Origin of the sequence: Rhodopseudomonas sp. WA056 (assembly GCF_010906995.1) — a bacterium.
In the GTDB taxonomy this organism is placed as follows: Bacteria; Pseudomonadota; Alphaproteobacteria; order Rhizobiales; family Xanthobacteraceae; genus Rhodopseudomonas; species Rhodopseudomonas palustris_G.
Map to the genome: position 1 here is coordinate 56,462 of NZ_QPFS01000007.1, position 15,529 is coordinate 71,990.

At 65.9% G+C, this 15,529-nt stretch carries 13 protein-coding genes; 5 read left to right on the forward strand and 8 right to left on the reverse strand.

The features are described from left to right. Window positions 1-8: 8 nt before the first annotated feature. Window positions 9-1,334: an ABC transporter substrate-binding protein gene (locus DU475_RS03110; RefSeq protein ID WP_013501661.1), complete on the reverse strand. Its 1,326-nt coding sequence runs from the start codon at window positions 1,332-1,334 to the stop codon at window positions 9-11. Between the two features lie 90 nt (window positions 1,335-1,424). Next, window positions 1,425-2,489, reverse strand: coding sequence for an ABC transporter ATP-binding protein (locus tag DU475_RS03115; protein ID WP_164630623.1), 1,065 nt, complete (start codon window positions 2,487-2,489; stop codon window positions 1,425-1,427). A gap of 236 nt (window positions 2,490-2,725) precedes the next feature. Here DU475_RS03115 and DU475_RS03120 point away from each other — a divergent pair, with 236 nt between their 5' ends. The 3 genes from DU475_RS03120 (at window position 2,726) to DU475_RS03130 (ending at window position 6,351) form a co-directional block, all read left to right on the forward strand. Continuing rightward, a complete protein-coding gene (locus tag DU475_RS03120) occupies window positions 2,726-4,534 on the forward strand; it encodes an IlvD/Edd family dehydratase (RefSeq protein ID WP_164630626.1) in 1,809 nt (602 codons plus the stop codon). Between the two features lie 169 nt (window positions 4,535-4,703). After that, complete coding sequence (locus tag DU475_RS03125; protein ID WP_164630628.1) at window positions 4,704-5,438, forward strand: SDR family oxidoreductase; 735 nt, start codon at window positions 4,704-4,706, stop codon at window positions 5,436-5,438. A gap of 163 nt (window positions 5,439-5,601) precedes the next feature. Then, window positions 5,602-6,351, forward strand: coding sequence for an SDR family oxidoreductase (locus DU475_RS03130; protein WP_164630630.1), 750 nt, complete (start codon window positions 5,602-5,604; stop codon window positions 6,349-6,351). Window positions 6,352-6,753: 402 nt separating this feature from the next. Here DU475_RS03130 and DU475_RS03135 read toward each other — a convergent pair whose 3' ends face one another. The 6 genes from DU475_RS03135 to DU475_RS03160 form a co-directional block, all read right to left on the reverse strand. Then, window positions 6,754-7,548 (reverse strand): energy transducer TonB, encoded by a 795-nt coding sequence (locus DU475_RS03135; protein ID WP_142883081.1) that lies wholly within the window; start codon window positions 7,546-7,548, stop codon window positions 6,754-6,756. A 113-nt stretch (window positions 7,549-7,661) separates the two neighbouring features. Continuing rightward, window positions 7,662-8,111, reverse strand: a complete 450-nt coding sequence (gene exbD, locus DU475_RS03140; protein ID WP_011159017.1) for a TonB system transport protein ExbD — start codon at window positions 8,109-8,111, stop codon at window positions 7,662-7,664. 3 nt (window positions 8,112-8,114) lie between these two features. After that, the gene (exbB, locus tag DU475_RS03145) at window positions 8,115-9,044 is read right to left on the reverse strand and encodes a tonB-system energizer ExbB (RefSeq protein ID WP_164630632.1); all 930 of its coding nucleotides are present in this window, start codon (window positions 9,042-9,044) and stop codon (window positions 8,115-8,117) included. Continuing rightward, window positions 9,041-9,730, reverse strand: coding sequence for a Fe2+-dependent dioxygenase (locus DU475_RS03150; protein ID WP_164630634.1), 690 nt, complete (start codon window positions 9,728-9,730; stop codon window positions 9,041-9,043). The genes exbB and DU475_RS03150 overlap by 4 nt, the downstream gene beginning before the upstream one ends. A 25-nt stretch (window positions 9,731-9,755) precedes the next feature. Then, window positions 9,756-12,140 carry a TonB-dependent receptor gene (locus DU475_RS03155; RefSeq protein WP_041807170.1) on the reverse strand — a complete coding sequence of 795 codons (2,385 nt, stop codon included), beginning with the start codon at window positions 12,138-12,140 and terminating at the stop codon, window positions 9,756-9,758. 268 nt (window positions 12,141-12,408) lie between these two features. After that, on the reverse strand, window positions 12,409-12,654 hold the full coding sequence (locus DU475_RS03160; protein ID WP_013501651.1) for a hypothetical protein: 246 nt from the start codon (window positions 12,652-12,654) through the stop codon (window positions 12,409-12,411). Between the two features lie 322 nt (window positions 12,655-12,976). On the opposite strand from DU475_RS03160, the gene DU475_RS03165 reads away from it, so the two are divergent. Together DU475_RS03165 and DU475_RS03170 are read left to right on the forward strand one after the other, a co-directional pair. Next, window positions 12,977-14,194 carry an efflux RND transporter periplasmic adaptor subunit gene (locus DU475_RS03165; RefSeq protein WP_164630636.1) on the forward strand — a complete coding sequence of 406 codons (1,218 nt, stop codon included), beginning with the start codon at window positions 12,977-12,979 and terminating at the stop codon, window positions 14,192-14,194. Between the two features lie 2 nt (window positions 14,195-14,196). Beyond that, window positions 14,197-15,529: efflux RND transporter permease subunit (locus DU475_RS03170; protein ID WP_164630637.1), on the forward strand; the 1,333-nt coding region annotated here is incomplete at its 3' end.

Below are 15,529 nucleotides of genomic sequence, written 5' to 3' on the forward strand. Positions count from 1 at the left end.
TAACCGCCCTACGCCCGGAAGATCCGCTTCGCCGCGCGTTCGGCGCTGCTCATCGCGGTCTTCACGTCTTCGCGGCCGGTGCAGTAGTTGGCGAACATGTCGACCACGACGAAGTCGGCGATCGCCGCCGCGGCGTTCTCGCCCATCTGGGCGTCGCCGGCCGGCGTCGAGGCGGTACGGGCGACGTCGCGATACGGGGTGTTCTTCGGGTCCGCGGTCCACATCGGGTTCTTCTCGTAGTCGAGCAGGAACGGCGACAGATAGCCCTGCGCCGCCTCGACCCACGGGTTGAACTGCTCCGGCTCCATCATGAAGGCGGTGAACGCCTTGCAGGTCTGCGGGAACTTGGTGAAGTTGTAGATCAGGATCGGGAAGCCGAGATGCAGCTCGCGGGTCTTGCCGTTGAGGCCGGCGGGCAGATGCGCGTGGTTGATGTCCGCCGCCATCTCCTTGGCGTCCTTCTTCGCCGCCACGTAGATCGAGATGCCGTTGACGGTGAGATAGAGCTGCCCGGCGAGGAACGCCTTGTTGTTGGACGCATCGTTCCACGACGCGGTGCCGGGGATGAAGTTCTCGTACAGCCCCTTGACGTAGTCGAGCGCTTTCGCGGTCTCTGGCGAGTTGACGACGACCTTGCTGTCCTTGTCGATCAGCGCGCCGCCATGTGCCCACAGCGCCCAGTGCAGCCAGCCGTTGGCGTCGCCCGAAGCGTGGCCGAGCGCCATGCCGGCGGGCGTGCCGTTCTTGCTCATCCCCTTGATCAGGTCGGAGAAGCCGGCGAGATCCTTCGGAAACTCCTTGTGGCCGGCCTTCTCGGCCGCGCTGATCCGGTAGTTGACCAGACCGCCGGTCGCCGCCACCGGAATGCCGATCCACTTGCCGTTGTACATGCCGTAGGCCTTGCCGGACTCGCTCCAGCCGCCGCACTTCTTGGCGAGATAATCGGCGACGTCGGACACGTCGGTGCACTTGTTCGGGAAGAGGAACGGCAGCGAATACAGCCCCCACACCATGTCGAGCCCCTGCCCGGTGTTGGCGGCGACCGAGGCCTTCGGCTGGATGTCGTCGTAGGACTCGTTGGAGACGTTGATGGTGACGTTGTTGGCCTTCTGGAACGCGTCGACGATCTTCATGAAGGCTGTGTCTTCGGCTTCGACGAACCGCTTCCAGCGCAGCAGATTGATCTTGGCGCCGGCTTCCGGCTTCCACGGCGAGGTCTCGGCCCACGCCTTGGCGTAGCCGAGCAGTTGGTCGGCGGACATCGTCGCCGCGGCGGCCAGAGTCATCGCGCTGCCTTTCAGCAGCGTGCGGCGATCGAGGGTAAAGTCAGTCATCTGTCGTTCACTCCCTATGTTCCGCTTTGCATGTTCCGCTTTGCGCATTGGTTCGTTGATCGACCAATTCTGGCCCCGTGGTGGGAAGATCTAGATTCGCCGGCCGCTCTCCTTGTCGAACAGATGCGCGACCTCGGCGCGCGGCTGCAGATGGATCAGATCGCCGGGCCCGACCGGATGCCGCTCGCGAAACACCGCGATCACTTCCTGATCGCCGACCCGGGCCACGATCTGGGTTTCGGAGCCGGTCGGCTCGACCACCGCGACCTCGGCCGCAATGCCGGTGTCGGCGAAGTCGAGATGCTCGGGGCGGATGCCGTAGGACACCGGGCAGCCATTGCCGTTCGCCGGCGCCGCTGCGACGGGTAGTTTTGCGCCGCTGGCGGTCTCGACATAAGGCTGGCCGCCGTTCACCTTCAGCGTGCCGTCGAGAAAGTTCATCGCCGGCGAGCCGATGAAGCCGGCGACGAACTTGTTGTCGGGCCGGTCGTACAGATCGAGCGGTGCGCCGATCTGCTCGACGATGCCGTCCTGCATCACCACGATCTTGTCGGCCATCGTCATCGCCTCGATCTGGTCGTGGGTGACGTAGACCGTGGTGGTCTTCAGCCGCTGGTGCAGCTCCTTGATCTCGGTGCGCATCGCCACCCGCAGCTTGGCGTCGAGGTTGGACAGCGGCTCGTCGAACAGAAACACCTGCGGATCGCGCACGATCGCCCGCCCCATCGCCACGCGCTGGCGCTGACCGCCGGAGAGCTGGCGCGGATAGCGGTCGAGCAGCTTGCCGAGATCGAGGATGTCGGCGGCGCGCCGCACTTTGCTGTCGATGGTCTTCTGGTCGGCGCCGCGCAGCTTCAGCGAGAAGCCCATGTTCTGGGCGACGGTCATGTGCGGGTACAGCGCGTAGTTCTGGAACACCATGGCGATGTCCCGCTCTTTCGGCTGCATGTCGTTGACGACGCGCTCGCCGATCGAGATCGTTCCGGCGGTGATTTTCTCCAGCCCTGCGAGCATCCGCAGCAAAGTGGATTTGCCGCAGCCGGACGGGCCGACCAGAACGACGAACTCACCATCCTCGATGGGAACAGTCACGCCGTGCAACACTTCGAAGCCGCCGAAAGACTTACGCACGTCGTGAATCTGCACCGACGCCATCCAGCACCTCCCGAGGTCCCGCCATTTTCTGCGGTCGTTGCCGCCGGCGGCTGACTTATGTTGACGCAACTCTTAGCAGAATATTTCGCCGCTGTCGCGCCTGCAAATTAGTCCGGCGTGACCGCACTACGCCGATTGCGTAGCGCAGTGCGACATGCCAGCATGCGCGTCGTTCCATACTCAGCAAAGGCGCTCAAAACATCCGCTGCAAGGATGTGTGCGGTGCGGGAGAGACGATGACGAAGCACGATGCCGGCGCCCCCCGGCGCAAACTCCGGTCCAGCGAATGGTTCAACGATCCGCATAATCCGGGAATGACCGCGCTCTATCTCGAGCGCTATTTGAACTACGGACTGACTCGCGCGGAACTGCAATCCGGCAAGCCGATCATCGGCATCGCCCAGACCGGCAACGATCTGTCGCCGTGCAACCGGCATCATCTCGAGCTGGCGCAACGGGTGCGCGAAGGCATCCGCGCCGCCGGCGGCCTCGCGATGGAATTCCCGGTGCATCCGATCCAGGAGACCGGCAAGCGGCCGACCGCCGCGCTCGATCGCAACCTCGCTTATCTCGGCCTGGTCGAAGTTCTGTTCGGCTATCCGCTCGATGGCGTGGTGCTGACCACCGGCTGCGACAAGACGACCCCCGCGTGCCTGATGGCGGCGGCGACGGTCAACATTCCGGCGATCGTGCTGTCCGGCGGGCCGATGCTCAACGGCTGGCACAATGGCGAGCGCACCGGCTCCGGCACGGTGGTGTGGAAGTCGCGCGAGCGGCTTGCCGCCGGCGAGATCGACTACGAACAGTTCATGGAGATCGTCGCCTCCTCGGCGCCGTCGGTCGGGCACTGCAACACCATGGGCACCGCCTCGACGATGAACTCGCTGGCCGAAGCGCTCGGCATGTCGCTGCCGGGCTGCGCCGCGATCCCGGCGCCGTATCGCGAGCGCGGCCAGATCGCCTACGAGACCGGCGTGCGCGCGGTCGAGATGGTGTGGGAGGATCTGAAGCCGTCCGACATCCTGACACGCAAGGCGTTCGAGAACGCCATCGTGGTCAATTCGGCGATCGGCGGCTCGACCAACGCGCCGATCCATCTCAACGCGCTCGCCCGCCACGTCGGCGTCGAGCTGTCGATAGACGACTGGCAGAGCGTCGGCCACGCCATTCCGCTGCTGGTCAATCTGCAACCCGCCGGTCTCTATCTCGGCGAAGAGTATCACCGCGCCGGCGGCGTGCCGACGGTGGTCGGCGAATTGATGCGGCACGGCAAGATCCACCAGGACGCGCTGACGGTGAACGGCAGGACCATGGGCGAGAACTGCGCTAGCGCGCCCGCCCCCGATGGCGACGTGATCCATCGCTACGACACGCCGCTGGTGCACGACGCCGGCTTCCTGGTGCTGCGCGGCAATCTGTTCGACTCCGCGATCATGAAGACCAGCGTGATCAGCCTCGAATTCCGCGAGCGCTATCTGTCCAATCCGAAGGATCCGAACGCGTTCGAAGGTCGCGCCATCGTGTTCGAAGGGCCGGAGGATTATCACCACCGCATCGACGATCCGGCGCTCGATATCGACGAGCACTGCATCCTGTTCGTCCGCGGCACCGGCCCGATCGGCTATCCGGGCGGCGCCGAAGTGGTCAACATGCAGCCGCCGGCGGCGCTGATCAAACGCGGCATCCATTCGCTGCCGTGCATCGGCGACGGCCGCCAGTCCGGCACCTCGGGCTCACCGTCGATCCTCAACGCCACGCCGGAGGCCGCCGCCAACGGCGGGTTGGCGCTGCTGAAAACCGGCGACAAGGTCCGCATCGACCTCAACAAGGGCAGCGCCGACATCCTGATCTCGGACGAGGAACTGGCCCAGCGCCGCGCCGACCTCGCCGCCCACGGCGGCTTCGCCTATCCGAAGCACCAGACGCCGTGGCAGGAGCTGTATCGCTCGACAGTCGGCCAGCACGCCACCGGCGCCTGCATGGAGTTCGCCACCCGCTACCAGAACATCGCCGGCACGGTCGGCGTGGCGCGGCACAATCACTGATGGCGGCGACGCGCGACAAATCATTTGGCAACGTCATTCCGGGGCGCGCGCAAAGCGCGCGAACCCGGAATCTCGATGTGCTCTGAACTGCTGGATTCCGGGTCTGCGCCCTGCGGGCGCATCCCGGAATGACAGCCAAGAGAGCTGCGCGAACTAACGAGGGGAAAACATGACCGATCGCCTGAAAGGCAAGCGCGCCTTCATCACCGCGGCGGCGGCGGGGATCGGGCGGGCGTCGGCGATCGCGTTCGCGCGCGAGGGCGCCGAGGTGTTCGCCACTGATATCGATGAGGCCGGGCTCGCCTCGCTCGCCGAGCACGGCGTCGCGCGCACCGCCAAGCTCGACGTCCGCGACACCGCCGCGGTCGAGGCGATCGCCCGGGAGGCCGGCACCGTGGATATTCTGCTCAACGCTGCCGGCTTCGTGCATCACGGCACGGTGCTCGACTGCTCGGATACGGACTGGGAGTTCTCGTTCGACCTCAACGTCAAGTCGATGCACCGCACCATCCGCAGCTTCCTCCCGGCGATGCTGGAGGCCGGCCGCGGCTCGATCGTCAACATCTCGTCGGCTGCCGGCGTGTTCAAGGCGGCGCCGAACCGCTACGTCTATGGTGCCACCAAGGCGGCCGTCGCTGCGCTGACCCGCGCGGTCGCGGCGGATTTCATCACCCGCGGCATCCGCTGCAACGCGATCTGCCCGGGCACGATCGAAACCCCGTCGATGCTCGGCCGCGCCGCCGCGCTCGGACCGCAGGGCCGCGAAATGTTCGTGTCGCGCCAGCCGATGGGCCGGCTCGGCAATGCCGAAGAGATCGCCTCGTTGGCGGTGTACCTCGCCTCGGATGAGAGCGCCTTCACCACCGGCGTCGCCCACATCATCGACGGCGGCTGGACGTTGTGAATACGCCACGCCGACTACGCGACCTCATCCTGAGGAGGCTGCGCAGCAGCCGTCTCGAAGGATGAGCCAAGGGAGGCAAGGCCGTGCCACCTCATGGTTCGAGACGGCGCTTCGCGCCTCCTCACCATGAGGATCCGGATCGAGTAGCAAGGATGATACTGCCATGAACAGCATCGACCTCAACCACCGCTGCGCCGTAGTCACCGGCGGGGCGCAGGGCATCGGGCGCGCGATCGCGGAGCGGTTCGTCGCGTCCGGCGCCAAGGTGGCGCTGTGGGACCACGACCTCGCGCTGGCCGAGCGCACCGCCAAGGAGATCGGCGACGATGTGACGATGGCGGTGGCGGTCGACGTCACCGATCCGGCCGCGGTCGATGCCGCGCGCGACGCCACCTTGAAGGCGTTCGGCAAGATCGACATCCTGGTCAACAATGCCGGGATCGCCGGCGTCAACAGGACGGTGTGGGAGACCGACTACGCCGAATGGCAGCGGGTGCTGAAGCTCAATCTCGACGGCCCGTTCCTGTGCTGCAGATCGGTGGTGCCAGCGATGATCGCGCACAAATACGGCCGCATCGTCAACATCGCCTCGATCGCCGGCAAGGAAGGCAACCCCAACGCCGCGCACTACTCGGCCTCGAAGGCCGGCGTAATCGCGCTGACCAAATCGCTCGGCAAGGAGCTGGCGTCCTACGACATCTCGGTCAACGCCGTGACGCCGGCCGCGGCGCGCACCGCGATCTTCGACCAGATGACCCAGCAGCATATCGACTTCATGCTGTCGAAGATTCCGAAGGGCCGCTTCGTGCTGGTCGAAGAAGTCGCGGCGCTGGTGGCGTGGCTGGCCTCGGAAGACTGCGCGTTCTCGACCGGCGCAGTGTTCGACATTTCAGGCGGACGCGCGACGTATTGATGGGCCCCATGGGCGCGCCCCCGCCCCACGCCGTCATTCCGGGGCGCGCGCAGCGCGAACCCGGAATCCAGCGATGTTCTGCGTGCCGCGCGAAAGCCCTGCTTCGTGGGCGAAAACTTCTCCCCACGTCATCCCCGCGCAGGCGGGGATCCAGTATCCCAGGGCGTCGATAATAACCACGAAGGCTCTGCAATACTGGTTCGCCCGCCTGCGCGGGCGATGACGGTCGTTGTTGATAACGGTCGCTGGTCATTGCCCGCGTCGGATTCCGGGTTCGCGAGCTTTCGCTCGCGCCCCGGAATGACCGCGCAGGGATGATGTGGAAGTCACAACAGGCTCGAAGCGTCACGCTGTCAGGCAGGCGCGGATTGGCCGAGAGGGCTCAGCCCGTCGACAGCCTCCCTACCCCTTCCCCTTGGTCCGGAAGATCACCGGCAGGCTGAAGGTCAGGCCTTCGTCGGCGATCAGCGGCGGCGGGGCCGGGACCGGGTCGGAGCGTTTGATCATGTCGAGTGCGGCCTGATCGAACGCCGGATCGCCGGAGCCTTCGACGATCTTCATCGACAGCACGTGGCCGAGCCGGTCGAGTTCGAAGCCGACCACGATCCGCACGTTCTTCTGCGCGGCGTCCTTCGGGTAGCGCTTGTGCTTGTCGAGATAGGCCACCAGCTCCTTCTGCCAGGTGGCGCGGATCCGGGCGGCCGCCTTACCGACGCCCTGCGCCGGCGCCACCGAACGCGGGCCTTCCTTGGCGGCCTCGTTGCTCGGCATCGCGGTGGCTTCGGCGGCGACCGACTCGGTCGAGGCCTGCTGCTGTTGCTTGGCCTTTTCCTTCTGCTCCTCGTCGACCTTCTTCGGCGTCTCGGTGGTGACGACGCGGTCCGGCTCTTCGGTCTCCTGCGGCGTGTCCTTCGGCAGGTCGCTCTCGTGCACCTCGGCCTTCTGCTCGTTGAGCGCCGGCGAGGCCATCGACGCCTCGGTGTCCGGACCCGGCGGCAGATCGGAGGCTTCGATCTTCGGCGACATCATCTCGACGCCGACCTCGATCGCCGGGGCGCCGAGCGCGTCGTCGTCGAAATCCTCGGGCGCGCTGACCAGAGCCAGCGCGGCTCCGCCGACGTGCAGCGCCACCGCGCCGACCCCCGCCATCAGCCAGAGCCGGTAAGAAGCACCGCGATCGAAATCAAGGTCGGACATGCGATTGCGTTTCTAACAAATTGCAACAGTGTTTGCGAGAGGTCCGGAGCCATCCGGCCCGCGAAAGCCTCCAGGGCTTCGAAGGCTTAGCCTCGTCCCACCGCGAAGCTCGGCTAATTGCCGTCCGGTTTGGCGCCCGGCACCGCTTCCAGCGCCACCAGCTTGATCTTGGCGTAGCCGCCGGACCGCAGCATCTCCAGCACCTCCATCAGCTCGCCGTAAGGCACCGCGCGATCGGCGCGCAGGAAGATGAAGCGGTCCTTGGTCATGTCCGGCATCGTATCCAGCGTCTTGACCAGATCGACGCGCTTGACCTGGTTCTCGCCGATCGCCACCGCCAGATCGGACTTGATGCTGACATAGGTCGGCTTGTCCGGCCGCTTCTGCGGCGTGGCGCTGGAGGTCGGCAGGCTGACCGGAAGGTCGACCGTCGACAGCGGCGCCGCCACCATGAAGATGATCAGCAGCACCAGCATCACGTCGATGAACGGCGTGACGTTGATCTCGTGGGTCTCGTCGAAATCGTCGTCGAGATCGTCGGAATTGCCGAGCGAGACAGCCATCGCTCACTCCGCCGCGCGGGCGCGATGCGCGCTGCCGTGGCTGCGGTCGAGATCGCGCGACAGCAGCCGGCCGGCGGCGCCGGAGGCACGCGCGACCAGTTCGAGGTAGACTTTGATCTCGCGCGAGAAGTGATTGTAGATGATCACCGCCGGGATCGCGGCGACGAGGCCGATCGCAGTAGCGAGCAGCGCTTCGGCGATGCCGGGCGCAACCACCGCGAGGTTGGTGGTTTGCGACTTCGAAATGCCGATGAAGCTGTTCATGATACCCCACACCGTGCCGAACAGGCCGATGAACGGCGCGGTGGCGCCGATGGTGGCAAGGAAGCCCATGCCGCGGCGCATGTGACGTCCCTCGGCGCGAACGTATTCGCTGAACGAAGAGGCCGCGCGTTCCTTGATACCTTCGTCGCTCGACAGTCCGGCCGACAGCTTCGCCTCGCGCAGCGCCGCGGCGAGCAGCATCGACAACACGCTGTGCTTGTCGCCGAGCGCCATCTGCGCCTCGGCGAGCGAACGCGACTCTCCGATCTGCTTCAGCGAGCGGCGTAGCCGGATCCGGGCGCGGCCGAGTTCGATCTTTTTGGCGATGAAGATCGTCCAGGTGATCACCGAGGAGATCGCCAGACCGATCATGACGATCTTCACGACGATGTCGGCGTTCAGGAACATCGTCCACGGCGACAGTTCGGACATGCCGGGCATGACCCCGCCCTGAGCGTGGCCCGCTTCGGGCAGCGCCTGGGTCGCGGACGGCTCGGCCGTGCTGACGGCCGGCGCGGGAACGGCGGCTGTGGCCGGCGGCGAAGGCTCTGCGGCGCTCGGCGGGGGTGCTGCGGCAGGCACCTGCTGCGCGAGCAAGGGTGCCGGCGTCGCGAACAGCGACAATGCGAGTACGGCAGCGCCAATCGATCGGAAGTTCAACATCTTCATACTTCGGCCCAGTAGCGGATGAGGTTGTGATAGATACCGGTCAATTTGACCGTTTCAGGGTCATCGCGTCCCAGCCGCTCGACAAGGGCCTGAATGGCGTTGTCGAGATCGTAGATCATGCTGCGCGCCTGTGCGTCACGTATCATGCTCTGCAGCCAGAAGAAAGACGCCACCCGCGCACCGCGCGTGACCGGAGTCACCATGTGCAGGCTGGTGGACGGGTACAACACGGCATCGCCCGCAGGCAGCTTGACCTCGTGCGAGCCGTAAGTGTCTTCGATCACCAGTTCGCCGCCGTCGTATTCGTCGGGCTCGGCCAGGAACAAGGTGATCGACAGATCGGTACGAATGCGGAGCCCGGTGAGATGATCGCCGCGCACCGCGTTGTCGACGTGGATGCCGAAACGATGCCCGCTCGATGCCGCATAGCGATTGAACAGCGGCGGGAAGATCTGCAGCGGCACCGCGGCGGACACGAATTTGGGATTGGCGGTGAGCGCCGACACGATCCGCCGTCCGAGCGCGCGCGCCAGTTCGCCGTCCGGCGGCAATTGCTCGTTACGCTTGACCATCGCCGACTGCGCGCCGGCGGTGGAGCGGCCGTCCTCCCACTCGGCTGCGTCCATCAGGCGGCGGAACTCCGCCACCTCCGACTTCGGCAACACCTCGGGTATGCAGACCAGCATGACCGCTCCAATTCCCGCGACGCGCCTACAGCGCGCCGCGCAGCGTCAGCCAGACCGAACGGCCGGGCGCGATGAACACGAACGGCGAGTTCGAACGATAGAACGCGTCGTAATAGGTCGTGTTGAAGATGTTGTTGACCGACAGCTTGGCGGTCATGTGCTTGTCGACCTTGAACTCGACGAAGCTGTCGAACCGCCAATGCTCGGGCAGCACGTTGCCGTTGATCGCCGCGAAGGTGCCGCCGTAGATCTTGGAGGCGTACACCGCCTGGCCGCCGACTTCCCAATGGTCGTCGAACTTGTACTTGGTCAGCAGGTTGAACGACTGATGCGCGATGTTGGCGAGCTGCGCGCCGACCGAATTCGGATCGATCGACTGCAACACCTTGGATTCCATCAGCACCAGGCCGCCGAACACGCTCCAGCGGTCGGTGATCTTGCCGGCGGCTTCGAGGTCGATGCCGCGGACGCGATACACGCCGCTCGACAGGATGTTGCTGCCGACGGTCTCGCGGGCGTTCGACTTCTGGGTCTCGAACAGCGACGCGGTCAAGAGCAGCCGGCGGTCGAACAGCTCCCATTTGGTGCCGACTTCCGCCGCCTTGTTCATTTCCGGCGGCAACGCCTGGAAAGTGGTGTTGTTGACGACGAGGCCGCCATAGGCGGTGCCCGAAGCGTCGAGTTCGGCGCCGACCGGGTTGGTCGAGGTCGCATAGGCGGCGTACAGGCTGGCGTAAGGCAGCGGCTTCACCACCGCGCCGAGATTGTAGTTCCACATCCCCGACTGCACGCCGGTCGAGGTCGTCGCGGTGTGGCCGGTGATGTTGTAGTCGTCGTAACGCACGCCGCCATTGAGGATGACGACGTCGTTCCAGTTGGCGGTTTCGATGACGTAGGCCGATTTGGTGTCGACGTTGATGAAGGTCGGATTGTAAGCACGCCGCGGCGAGCTGGCGAATTCGAGCGTATTCGGCGGATTGAGCAGCGGCACGATCACGCGGCCGCCGGTCTGGAAGCCAGCGAGTTCCGAAGTCAGACCCGCATAGGTGTCGCGCATCACGCTTTCGCGCGAGATCTCGGCGCCGCCGACCATGGTGTGCTTCACACCGCCGGTGTCGAACTTGTAGGTCAGGTCGGTCTGGTTGGCGAGCACGTCGGTGGTCTGATAGCGGCTCTGCGACGCCAGCGAGACCGTGGTGGCGGTCGGGTTGCTCGGCAGCGTGCCGATATAGTCGAGCACCGAATGCGCGGCGCGGGAACGGTTGGTCAGCGTCAGGTCCGGCGTGATCGCGAACTCGCCGGTCACCGTGCCGAAATCCTGCCTGGCCTTCTGGAAGTCGCGATTGACGAAGCCGTAATAGGTTTCGCGCGGCACGTTGACGTCGGTCGAGGGCCGTCGCAGCGCGGTGTTGTACGGCACGCCGAAATCCGGCAGGCCGTCGAGATCGGTGTGGACGTAGTTGGCGGTGATCTTGATGGCGTCGGTCGGCGTCCATTTCACCGCGGCGAGCGTGCCCCAGCGGTCGTCGGTGACGAAGTTGCGGCCGGCGACCTTGGCGTCCTGATAAAGGCCGTCGACACGCACCGCCAGGGTCGGGCTCAGCACCTGGTTGACGTCGACCGTGACGCGCTTGGTGGCGTCGGAGCCGAACGTGGTCTCGGCCTTGGTGAAGTTGCCTTCGGTGGTCGCCTGTTTGGTGACGATGTTGATGGCGCCGCCAGCGGTGCCGCGGCCCGCCATGGTCGAGGCCGGACCGCGCAGGATCTCGACCTGCTCGGTGAAGAAGTTCTCGCGGATCGAGATCGCCGGATCGCGGATGCCGTCGATGAACACGTCGTTGCGGGCGTCGAAGCCGCGAATGAAGAAGCGGTCGCCGAACGCGTTGCCGCCCTCCCCGGTGCCGAGCGTGACGCCGGCGGTGGAGCGGCCGATTTCCCTCAGCGAGGTCGCGTTCTTGTCCTCGAGCAGCTCCTTGGTCAGCACCGTCACGGTGCGCGGGGTGTTGAGCACCGGCTCGGTGAACCTGGTGCCCGACAGCCGGTCGACCTTGTAGGGCGCGGCGGCGTCCGCATAGGGGTTGCGGTCCGCCGACAGCGCGCCGGCGTTCGGAAACGGCACCGGCTGCACCTGGGTCGGCTGGGTCCGCCGCGCGGCACGGCGCAGCGCGGTGCGGGCGCGGATCTGGTCCGGCGTCGGCCGCGCCGTCGCCGGCTTCGGTCGCGCCACCGGGGCATCGACCGTTACCGCCGGCAGGCTCGACTGCTGCGCCTCGGCGCCGCCGATCGACGCCACCGCGATCATCCCGGCCACCGCCGAAACCTTGCGGCCATGTGCGCCGTCCCAATCCTGAACGCCTGTGCGCATCGCTGCTTCCGCACGCAACGATCGCGGTGCCTTCGCCCCGTTCATGTCAATCCGCCCCAAGGAGTGCTGTTGCTAATTACAAGCAAGTCTTGGAGAGCTATCGGCCGCGGGGTACAGGGTCAACGCACGAGCAATTACCGCGCGCTGGAATCGTTCAAGATCAAAACGGTTCTAAGACTCACTCCGAACTGACTTGATTTCACGGCGCACAACCGTGCAGTGGCGCGCTCATTGGAGACGCATCTGATCAAGCGCGCGGCAATCTGAAACGGTTCTAAACTGGATCGGCGAAACCGTGGTCGCGCGGACAGCCTCACGCCTCGTCGGGGCTCGGCGGCTTCATCAGCGAGAACATCTCGTCGACGGTCTGCTGCGCGGTGAGTCGGACCTGCTCGGTGTCGAGCATCCCGTCGATCCGGATGCCGCGAACCACCGCCCGGATCTCGTCGCGAAACTCACTGAGGAATTGCAGCGGATCGCGCTGCTGGTTGGCGACGCGCGCAATCAATCCGGTGATCAGGATCTGGCAGGCGATCATCCGGCCGTTGAGCTCTTCCATGCTGCACTCTCCGCGCCCGGCCGCACCATCGCTCCGCCGCCTCGGCGCGGTGATATGGCCGAGCCTCTCGCCACTGACAATTGGAACCATTTTAAGAAGGGACAGCGGCAGCGTCCGACCGACCCCGCAGCCGGGTACCAGCCAGCGAGCCGGCTGGGCTCGCGCCACGCCCCGCTCGGCCCATGAAAGTTTAGCAATGTCATACGGTTTGTGATGTGCTGGCGGCGTTTGCCGGTATAGTTGCCAGCGAACGGAAACCACTGCCGCGCGGGCTGAAGCGGTCGACAGACACCGTATCCGCCGGCCAATGATCGGATCGGGCATGAACAAACCCGGCGCCTTTCGCAGGGCTGTCGTCGTCGGCTGCCTGCTGCTCGCAGCGGCAGCTTCGTATTGGGGATGGCAGCGCATCCAGGGCGGGCGCTCTGCCGGGCCGGGCGAGGCTTCGCACGCGCAACCCGGTGGACCGGCCCCGAAGGCGGGCGGAGCACGCAGCGCATCGGTTCCCGTCACGGTGGCGACGGCGCAGAAGACCGATTTTCCGGTGTATCTCAGCGGGCTCGGCACCGTGCAGGGCTTCAACACCGTGGTGGTGCGCTCGCGGGTCGACGGACAGATCGACCAGATCGCCTTCAAGGAAGGCCAGATGGTCCAGGCCGGCGACCTGCTCGCGCAGATCGACCCGCGGCCGTTCCAGGCGACGCTGGATCAGGCCAAGGCCAAGAAGGCTCAGGACGAGGCCAATCTGGCCAATGCCAAGCTCGACCTCAGCCGCTCGGTCCGGCTCGGCGAATTCGCCACCAAGCAGCAGACCGACACCCAGCGTTCGACCGTGCAGCAACTCACCGCGCAGATCGAGGCCGACGAAGCCGCGATCGCCAATGCCCAGACCCAGCTCGACTACGCCACCATCCGGGCGCCGATCTCCGGCGTCACCGGGCTGCGCCAGGTCGACAAGGGCAACATCGTCAACGCCGCCAGCCAGACCGGCATCGTCACCATCGCGCAGATCGAGCCGATCGCGGTGATCTTCACCGCGCCCGAAGAGCGGGTGTTCGACATCAACCGTGCACTCGCCGCGCATCCCTTGCAGGTGATCGCACTCTCCACCGACGGCAAAACCACGTTCGCCGAAGACGGCACGCTGGCGGTGGTCAACAATCAGGTCGACAGCAACAGCGGCACGGTGCGGCTGAAGGCGGTGTTCGCCAACAAGAACCACGCGCTGTGGCCCGGCCTGTCGGTGCAGACCCGGCTGCTGGTGAAGACCTTGAAGGACGTCGTAGTGGTCCCGAACGATGCGGTCCAGCACGGCAGCGACGGGCTGTACGCCTATGCGGTCGACGCCGACAACAAAGCCGAGCTGCGCAAGATCGTGGTCGGCGCCGCCAACGACCTCAGCACGGTGATCGAGCGCGGCCTCGAACCCGGCGACCGCGTCGTGGTCGGCGGCCAGTACAAGGTCAAACCCGGTACGCCGCTGGCGTTCAAGGTCGCCGACAACGAGACCGTCCCGTCCGCCGTGGCCGCCGGGAAATAGCCATGAACGGGATCTCGACGCCGTTCATCCGCTACCCGATCGCGACCTCGCTGCTGATGGCGGGGATCCTGTTCCTCGGTCTGATCGCCTATCCGGCGCTGCCGGTGGCACCGCTGCCGCAGGTCGACTTCCCGACCATCCAGATTTCCGCCAGCCTGCCCGGCGCCAGCCCGGAGACGATGGCGTCGTCGGTAGCGACGCCGCTGGAGCGCCAGTTCGCGCAGATCCCCGGTGTGTCGCAGATGACCTCGACAAGCTCGCTGGGCTCGACCGCGGTCACCATCCAGTTCGACCTCAACCGCAACATCGACGCCGCCGCCAACGACGTCCAGGCGGCGATCAACGCCGCCGGCGGCCAACTGCCGAAGAACCTGCCGAACCCGCCGACCTATCGCAAGGTCAACCCGGCCGACGCGCCGATCCTGATCCTGTCGGCGACCTCCGACACCCTGCCGCTGACCACCGTCAGCGACAATGCCGACGCCAAGATCGCCCAGCAGATCAGCCAGATCACAGGCGTCGCCCAAGTGTTCATCGGCGGCCAGCAGAAGCCCGCGATCCGCATTCAGGTCGACCCCGCCAAGCTGATGGCCAAGGGGCTGTCGCTGGAGGAGGTCCGCAGCCAGATCGCGATCACCACGGTCGACAGCCCGAAGGGCACGCTCGACGCGCCGACCAAGAGCTACACCATCTACGCCAACGACCAGCTCACCGAGTCCAAGGACTGGAACGACGTCATCCTCGCCTATCGCAACGGCGGCCCGCTGCGGATCCGCGACATCGGCCGCGCGGTGACCGGCCCGGAGGACGCCAAGACCGCGGCCTGGGCCAACGGCAAGCGCGGCGTGTTCCTGGTGGTGTTCAAGCAGCCCGGCGCCAACGTCATCGACACCGTCGATCACATCAAGGCGGAGCTGCCGCGGCTGGTCGCGGGCATTCCGCCGGCGATCAAGGTCGAAGTGATGAGCGACCGCACCACAACGATCCGCGCCGCGGTGGAGGACGTGCAATTCACCCTGATGCTCACCATCGCTCTGGTGGTGATGGTGATCTTCCTGTTCCTGCGCAGCTTCTGGGCCACCATCATTCCGAGCGTCACGGTGCCGCTGGCGCTGCTCGGCGCCTGCGCGCTGATGTGGGCGGCCGGCTACACGCTCGACAACCTGTCGCTGATGGCGCTGACGATTTCGGTCGGCTTCGTGGTCGACGACGCCATCGTGATGCTGGAGAACATCGCCCGTCACGTCGAAGAGGGCGAGAAGCCGTTCGCCGCGGCGCTGAAAGGCGCCCGCGAGATCGGCTTCACGATCGTTTCGATCAGCATCTCGCTGGTGG

Excerpts from the sequence above, each read along its gene's own strand:
- DU475_RS03135 (WP_142883081.1), bottom strand. The coding sequence starts at position 7,548 with ATGTCCGACCTTGATTTCGATCGCGGTGCTTCTTACCGGCTCTGGCTG.
- DU475_RS03130 (WP_164630630.1), top strand. The coding sequence starts at position 5,602 with ATGAACAGCATCGACCTCAACCACCGCTGCGCCGTAGTCACCGGCGGG.
- DU475_RS03110 (WP_013501661.1), bottom strand. The coding sequence starts at position 1,334 with ATGACTGACTTTACCCTCGATCGCCGCACGCTGCTGAAAGGCAGCGCG.
- exbB (WP_164630632.1), bottom strand. The coding sequence starts at position 9,044 with ATGAAGATGTTGAACTTCCGATCGATTGGCGCTGCCGTACTCGCATTG.
- DU475_RS03150 (WP_164630634.1), bottom strand. The coding sequence starts at position 9,730 with ATGCTGGTCTGCATACCCGAGGTGTTGCCGAAGTCGGAGGTGGCGGAG.
- exbD (WP_011159017.1), bottom strand. The coding sequence starts at position 8,111 with ATGGCTGTCTCGCTCGGCAATTCCGACGATCTCGACGACGATTTCGAC.
- DU475_RS03125 (WP_164630628.1), top strand. The coding sequence starts at position 4,704 with ATGACCGATCGCCTGAAAGGCAAGCGCGCCTTCATCACCGCGGCGGCG.
- DU475_RS03155 (WP_041807170.1), bottom strand. The coding sequence starts at position 12,140 with ATGAACGGGGCGAAGGCACCGCGATCGTTGCGTGCGGAAGCAGCGATG.
- DU475_RS03160 (WP_013501651.1), bottom strand. The coding sequence starts at position 12,654 with ATGGAAGAGCTCAACGGCCGGATGATCGCCTGCCAGATCCTGATCACC.
- DU475_RS03120 (WP_164630626.1), top strand. The coding sequence starts at position 2,726 with ATGACGAAGCACGATGCCGGCGCCCCCCGGCGCAAACTCCGGTCCAGC.
- DU475_RS03165 (WP_164630636.1), top strand. The coding sequence starts at position 12,977 with ATGAACAAACCCGGCGCCTTTCGCAGGGCTGTCGTCGTCGGCTGCCTG.
- DU475_RS03115 (WP_164630623.1), bottom strand. The coding sequence starts at position 2,489 with ATGGCGTCGGTGCAGATTCACGACGTGCGTAAGTCTTTCGGCGGCTTC.